The 317-nt window shown below is 71.9% G+C and carries 1 protein-coding gene; it reads left to right on the top strand.

The genetic code is table 11. The features are described 5' to 3' along the window. The coding region (locus BIV03_RS16740) for a sugar phosphate isomerase/epimerase (RefSeq protein WP_139202042.1) at positions 1–317 on the top strand (317 nt) is incomplete at both ends.

Below are 317 nucleotides of genomic sequence, written 5' to 3'. Positions count from 1 at the left end.
GGGCGTGAAGGCGCTCGTCGAGCTGCACCACATGACGATCACGCCCTCGGCCTCGGCGGCGCTGCGGCTCGTCGACGGCCTCGACCCGGAGCACATCGGCGTCATCCACGACCTCGGCAACCTCGTGATCGAGGGCCACGAGGACCACCTCGCCGCGTTCGAGCTCCTCGGCCCGTACCTGGCCCACGCGCACGTGAAGAACGCCCGCTGGGTCGACACCGGCGACACCCGGGCCGACGGCAGCACGGTCTGGCAGAACGAGTGGGCACCGCTGCGCACCGGCCAGGCGTCCGTCTCCGAGTACCTCGACGCGCTCC

Source organism: Curtobacterium sp. MCBA15_016, from assembly GCF_001865105.1.
Taxonomy (GTDB): domain Bacteria; phylum Actinomycetota; class Actinomycetes; order Actinomycetales; family Microbacteriaceae; genus Curtobacterium.
This window is presented reverse-complemented; position numbering and strand designations above follow the sequence as displayed.